4 protein-coding genes are annotated in these 6,771 nt (G+C 60.2%); 3 read left to right on the forward strand and 1 reads right to left on the reverse strand.

The window, feature by feature from the left end; translation table 11 throughout:
• Positions 1-292: 292 nt before the first annotated feature.
• The gene (locus tag ACCC96_RS30230) at positions 293-2,242 is read right to left on the reverse strand and encodes a BCCT family transporter (protein WP_413697737.1); all 1,950 of its coding nucleotides are present in this window, start codon (positions 2,240-2,242) and stop codon (positions 293-295) included.
• Between the two features lie 380 nt (positions 2,243-2,622).
• Here ACCC96_RS30230 and betI point away from each other — a divergent pair, with 380 nt between their 5' ends.
• The 3 genes from betI to betA all read left to right on the forward strand — a co-directional run bounded on the left by betI (position 2,623) and on the right by betA (position 6,720).
• Entirely contained in the window at positions 2,623-3,216 is a 594-nt protein-coding gene (gene betI / locus ACCC96_RS30235; RefSeq protein ID WP_413697735.1) for a transcriptional regulator BetI, read from the forward strand.
• 111 nt (positions 3,217-3,327) lie between these two features.
• On the forward strand, positions 3,328-4,800 hold the full coding sequence (gene betB, locus ACCC96_RS30240; protein ID WP_019650270.1) for a betaine-aldehyde dehydrogenase: 1,473 nt from the start codon (positions 3,328-3,330) through the stop codon (positions 4,798-4,800).
• Between the two features lie 216 nt (positions 4,801-5,016).
• Positions 5,017-6,720, forward strand: coding sequence for a choline dehydrogenase (gene betA / locus ACCC96_RS30245; RefSeq protein WP_413697736.1), 1,704 nt, complete (start codon positions 5,017-5,019; stop codon positions 6,718-6,720).
• The last annotated feature ends 51 nt before the right edge of the window (positions 6,721-6,771 follow it).

A 6,771-nucleotide genomic window follows, 5' to 3' on the forward strand; every position in this document is an offset into this window, starting at 1 on the left:
AATGCGTCGATGGCTGGAGGATGCTGGGCCTCAAATTGACACACAGGTAATCCTCTGTGGCGAGGGAGCTTGTGTGGGGGGGGGGGGGGGGGCCCCCGGGGGGGGGGGGGCCCCCCCCCCACACCCCGACACCACGGTCATTCAGACTGAGCATGCTATCCGGATTTGCGACTGCTGCGCAGTCGAGCGGGAGCAAGCTCCCTCGCCACAATCGATCAGCGAAGCGCAAAAAAGGGGCTCAATTGAGCCCCTTGGCGTTCCCACGCAAAGCGCGGGAACGATCTATCACTACTCAGCTATAAACCCGGCCAAGCAGCTGCCGATGGCTTTCAAACTGATCGAGCACGTCACGGGTGATCTGATCCCGAGTGAAGCCCATCAAGTCGTAGTCCTGGCTGCCGTTGTGCAGGTACACCTCGGCGCGGTAGTAACGTGCGCGCGGTTCATCGGCACTTTCAGCCGACACCGTTTCGCTCGCCGCCGCCAGATAACCGTCCAGGCTCACTTCGTAGACAAAAGGATTGCCCTCTTCCATCTCGATCCGCAGGCCCATGCAACGCTTGGCTTTACCCAGCAACGTTTGCACGTCCAGGCCCTTGCCGCGCAGTTGAACCACGGCCTCTTCCAGCGCCGGGCTGACTTGCTTGTCCATGAAACGCTGAACAATCGACTGATTCGGTTGCAAATCCAGCTGGGTCAGACGCTCGCTGAAACCACGACGACCACGCGCCGCCAGTTCCGCTTGCTCCTGTTCGATCTGCACGTCCTGGCGCATGGCCTTGTGCAAGCCGAACATGAAGAACACCAGCACCACCGAGAACGGCAGCCCTGCCAGCACCACCATGGTTTGCATGGCTTCGAAGTTACCGGCGAACAGCAGACCGATGGTCACCAGGGTGATCACCACCGACCAGAAAATCCGCAGCCAGTGCGGCGCGTCTTCGTCGACGTTGCCGCCCTTGCACGAAAGGTTAGCCATCATCACCGCGCCGGAGTCCGCCGGGGTCAGGAACAGCACGAAACCGACAAAAATCGACACGCCAATGACAACTTTCGACGCCGGGTAATGCTCAAGCAACTGGTAGATCGCCATCGACGGCTGTTCCAGCGCCGTCTTCCCGAGTTCCACCGCTCCGTGGTTCATCACCAGGTCCAGGGCCGAATTACCGAAGATCGACAGCCATGCCAAGGTGAAACCCAGCGGAATCAGCAGCACACCGGCGACCAATTCACGCACTGTGCGACCACGGGAAATACGCGCGATGAACATGCCGACAAATGGTGCCCAGGAAATCCACCAGGCCCAGTAGAACAGGGTCCACAGGCCCAACCAGCGGTCGGACTTCTCCGTGTCGCCTTCGTACACGTAGAGGTCGAAGGTCTTCAGCACCACGCCATTCAGGTAGTCACCGATGTTCTGCACAAAGCCGTTGAGCAGGTGCAGGGTCGGGCCGAACAACAGCACGAAAATCAGCAGACCGCTGAACAGCACGATGTTCAGGTTGGACAGACGGCGAATGCCGTTTTCCACGCCGGACACCGCCGCGATGGTCGCCACGGTGCTCATCACGATGATCACTATCAGCAGGTTGGTGTTGCTGTGTTCCATGCCGAACAGGTTTTCCAGCCCCGACGACACTTGCAGCGAACCGATCCCCAGGTTCGTCACCAGCCCCAGCAGGGTCACGAACATGCCGAAGCCGTCCACCGCATGACCGGCCGCGCCTTTGACCCAACGCTCGCCGACCAGCGGATACAGCGCTGAACGCAACGCCAGCGGCTGGTTATGACGATAAGCAAAGTACGCCACCGCCAGGCCGACCAAGGCGTAGATCGCCCAGCCATGCAGGCCCCAATGCAGGAACGTCAGCTGCACTGCCTGACGTGCGGCAAGGTTGCTGCCGGCCACGCCTTCCGGCGGGTTGAAGTAGTGGTCCAGCGGCTCGGACGCACCGAAGTACAGCAGCGAGATGCCGATACCCGACGAGAACAGCATCCCCGCCCAGGCGCCGTAGCTGAAGTCCGGGGTATCGTCCTTGCTGCCCAGCTTGAGCTTGCCATAGGACGAAAACGCCAGGCCGACCACAAACACCAGATAGGCGGCGATCACCACCATGTAGTACCAGCCGAAGCTGCGGGACAACCAGGCCTGGGCAATGCCGAGCATTCTGCCGGCCTCTTGCGGGGCGATGATCAGAATGGCGGTCAACAACAGAATCAACGCGGTAGAGGTGTAGAACACCCAACCGTTGACCGTCACCTTCTCGGGTGGGGTCTTTATTAGAGAGGCAGAACTCATGGCACAGATGCTCCGGGCAGTGCGAGAGAAGAACACAAGGCAACGCGTTACCCGACCAATCGATTAGTTGGCAGCCGACCGGCGGGTGATATAAAGACACCCCGAAAAAAGCCCGAAACCCATGGAACGCCAGTGCGTGTGGGTTTCGAGCATTTTCAGATGTCGTTTTTCCGCCCACTACACGTAGGAAAAACCTGTAGGCAGCGACGAATTGTCGCAGATCTTATTCTTTGTTGATTGAACGTTCAATCAAAACAAAATAGACTGGCCCTCAATCCGGTAGGCGTATTTCGTCCACCGGAAGGCCTAAGGAGATGTGCAAGATGCCCAAGGTCGGTATGCAACCCATCCGCCGCCAGCAATTGATCGAAGCCACGCTACTGGCCGTCGATCAGGTCGGCATGGGGGACGCCAGCATTGCGCTGATCGCCCGTTTGGCCGGTGTCTCGAATGGCATCATCAGTCACTATTTTCAGGACAAGAATGGCCTGATCGCCGCCACGATGCGGTATCTGATGAGCGTCCTCAGCGAGAACGTCACCGCGCGCCGTCAGGCGATGGCAGATGACAGCCCACGGGCGCATCTGCAGGTGATTATCGAAGGCAACTTCGACGCCAGCCAGGTCAATGGCCCGGCAATGAAAACCTGGTTGGCCTTCTGGGCCACCAGCATGCACCAGCCGTCTTTGCACAGATTGCAGCGGATCAACGATCACCGTCTGTATTCCAACCTGTGCTGCCAGTTCCGCCGTGCGTTGCCGCTTGATCAAGCGCGCAGCGCCGCCCGGGGCCTGGCAGCCCTCATTGACGGTTTGTGGTTGCGCGGCGCGCTGTCGGGAGATGCTTTCGACACCGAGCAGGCGCAAAGAATCGCTTACGAATACATGGATATCCAATTGGCCAAGCAGGTGAGTTAGAGCACACATAAAACCGCTCAGCCCCTGAACCGCCACTGATCAGCGTCGCCAACGCTACACGGCACGTCCCAGTGGTTAACGCCAACCAACTTATGCACTTGCGAGGACTTTATGGCCCGTTTCGAACTGCAAAAACTCTACATCGACGGCGGCTACAGTGACGCCAGCAGCGACGCCACCTTCGAAGCCATCAACCCGGCTAACGGTGAAGTCCTCGCAAAAGTACAACGTGCGACCAAGGAAGACGTCGAGCGTGCAGTGGTCAGTGCCGAAAAGGGCCAGAAAATCTGGGCCGCGATGACCGCCATGGAGCGTTCGCGCATCCTGCGTCGTGCCGTCGACATCCTGCGCGAGCGCAACGATGAACTGGCCGCCCTGGAAACCCTGGACACCGGCAAGGCGTACTCCGAAACCCGTTACGTCGATATCGTCACCGGCGCTGACGTGCTGGAATACTACGCAGGTCTGGTACCGGCCATCGAAGGCGAGCAGATTCCACTGCGCACCACTTCTTTCGTCTACACCCGTCGCGAGCCACTGGGCATCGTGGCCGGTATCGGCGCGTGGAACTACCCGATCCAGATCGCCCTGTGGAAATCCGCTCCAGCCCTGGCGGCCGGTAACGCGATGATCTTCAAGCCAAGCGAAGTCACCTCGCTGACCACCCTGAAACTGGCCGAGATCTACACCGAAGCCGGCCTGCCGGCTGGTGTGTTCAACGTGTTGACCGGCAGCGGCCGTGAAGTCGGCACCTGGCTGACCGAACACCCACGCATCGAAAAAGTCTCCTTCACCGGCGGCACCGACACCGGCAAGAAAGTCATGGCCAGCGCTTCCGCTTCCACGCTGAAAGACGTGACCATGGAACTGGGCGGCAAATCCCCGCTGATCATTTTCGACGACGCCGACCTCGATCGCGCCGCCGACACCGCAATGATGGCCAACTTCTACAGCTCCGGTCAGGTCTGCACCAACGGCACTCGCGTGTTCGTTCCGAGCCACCTGAAAGCCGCATTCGAAGCCAAGATCGTTGAGCGCGTTGCGCGCATCCGCGTTGGCAACCCGGAAGACGAAAACACCAACTTCGGCCCGCTGGTCAGCTTCGCCCACATGGAAAGCGTGCTGGGTTACATCGCCAAAGGTAAGGAAGAAGGTGCTCGCCTGCTGTGCGGCGGCGCTCGTCTGACCGACGGCGAATTTGCCAAAGGCGCATTCGTGGCGCCGACCGTGTTCACCGACTGCACCGACGAGATGACCATCGTGCGCGAAGAAATCTTCGGCCCGGTGATGAGCATCCTGAGCTACGAAACCGAAGAAGAAGTGATCCGTCGCGCCAACGACACCGACTTCGGCCTGGCTGCCGGCGTCGTTACCAAAGACTTGAACCGCGCGCACCGCGTGATTCATCAACTGGAAGCCGGTATCTGCTGGATCAACGCCTGGGGCGAGTCCGACGCCAAGATGCCGGTCGGCGGCTACAAGCAGTCGGGCGTGGGCCGTGAGAACGGCATCAGCTCGCTGAACAACTTCACACGCATCAAATCGGTACAGGTCGAACTGGGCGATTACGCCTCGGTTTTCTAAGGCCTGCGAGGTCTCTGTGGCGAGGGGGCTTGTCGGAACGCCGCATCGCCCCGTTGGGTCGCGAAGCGGCCCCCATCCAGACATCGCAAGTCTTCAGATAGAGCGTGGTCGCTGATTTTACGACTGCTGCGCAGCCGAGCGGGAGCAAGCTCCCTCGCCACAGTAAGTGACAAATCCGCGACCGCGACCTGACCAACTTCAAAGAGGGTGCATTCAATGTCCCAAGTATTCGATTACATCATCATCGGTGCCGGCTCCGCCGGTAACACCCTGGCGACCCGTCTGACTGAAGACGAAGGCGTCACCGTCCTGCTGCTCGAAGCGGGCGGCCCGGATTACCGTCTGGATTTCCGCACGCAAATGCCAGCGGCTTTGGCGTTCCCGCTGCAAGGTCGTCGCTACAACTGGGCGTACGAAACCGATCCAGAGCCACACATGGACGGTCGCCGGATGGAATGCGGTCGCGGCAAGGGCCTGGGTGGTTCTTCGCTGATCAACGGCATGTGCTACATCCGCGGCAACGCCATGGACTACGACGGCTGGGCAAAACTGCCAGGTCTGGAAGACTGGACTTACCTCGACTGCCTGCCGTATTTCCGCAAGGCGGAAACCCGTGACATCGGCCCGAACGACTACCACGGTGGTGAAGGTCCGGTCAGCGTGACCACGCCTAAAGCCGGCAACAACCCGCTGTTCAGTGCGATGGTTGAAGCAGGCGTACAAGCAGGTTACCCGCGTACCGAAGACTTGAACGGTTACCAGCAGGAAGGCTTCGGCCCGATGGACCGCACCGTGACGCCGAAAGGCCGTCGCTCCAGTACCGCTCGCGGTTACCTGGACATCGCCAAGAAGCGTTCGACCCTGACCATCGTCACCCACGCCCTGACCGACAAGATTCTTTTCGAAGGCAAGCGTGCAGTCGGCGTGCGTTACCTGATCGGCGCGGCTGAAGAGCGCGTTGAAGTCCGTGCCCGCAAGGAAGTGTTGCTGTGCTCCGGCGCCATCGCGTCGCCGCAGATCCTGCAACGCTCCGGTGTCGGCCCGGCCGAACTGCTGAAAAAGCTTGATATTCCGGTGGTCCACGACCTGCCGGGCGTCGGTGAAAACCTGCAGGATCACCTCGAGTTGTACCTGCAATACGCCTGCACCCAACCGGTTTCGCTGTACCCGTCGCTGCTCCTGCACAACCAACCGGCCATCGGTGCCGAGTGGCTGTTCAACGGCACCGGCATCGGCGCCAGCAACCAGTTCGAAGCCGGCGGTTTCATTCGTACCCGCCCGGAATTCGAATGGCCGAACATCCAGTATCACTTCCTGCCGGTAGCGATTAACTACAACGGCAGCAACGGCGTGAAAGAGCACGGCTTCCAGGCGCACATGGGTTCCATGCGTTCGCCAAGCCGCGGTCGTATCCAGGCCAAGTCCAAGGATCCGCGCGAATACCCGAGCATCCTGTTCAACTACATGGCCACCGAGCAGGACTGGCAGGAATTCCGCGATGGCATCCGCCTGACCCGTGAAATCATGCAACAGCCAGCGCTGGACGCTTTCCGTGGTCGCGAAATCAGCCCCGGCATCGACGTGCAAACCGACGAGCAGCTGGACAAGTTCATCCGCGAGCACGCCGAAACCGCGTTCCACCCGTCCTGCTCGTGCAAGATGGGCACCGACGAAATGGCCGTGGTCGATGGCGAAGGTCGTGTACATGGCATGCAAGGCCTGCGCGTGGTCGATGCCTCGATCATGCCGATCATCACCACCGGCAACCTGAACGCACCAACGATCATGATGGCCGAGAAAATCGCCGACAAGATCCGCGGTCGCAAACCATTGCCGCGCAGCAAGGCCAAGTACTACGTGGCCGGTGATGCACCGGTGAAGGGCAAGCCGTTGCGGGATGTGAGCCCTACCGCTCAGTAACGCAGTTACACCGCCTTCGCGGGCAAGTCGGATCGCCGCACCGTTGCGGCG

The sequence above is a fragment of the Pseudomonas sp. Pseusp11 genome (assembly GCF_047304405.1).
Taxonomy (GTDB): Bacteria; Pseudomonadota; Gammaproteobacteria; order Pseudomonadales; family Pseudomonadaceae; genus Aquipseudomonas.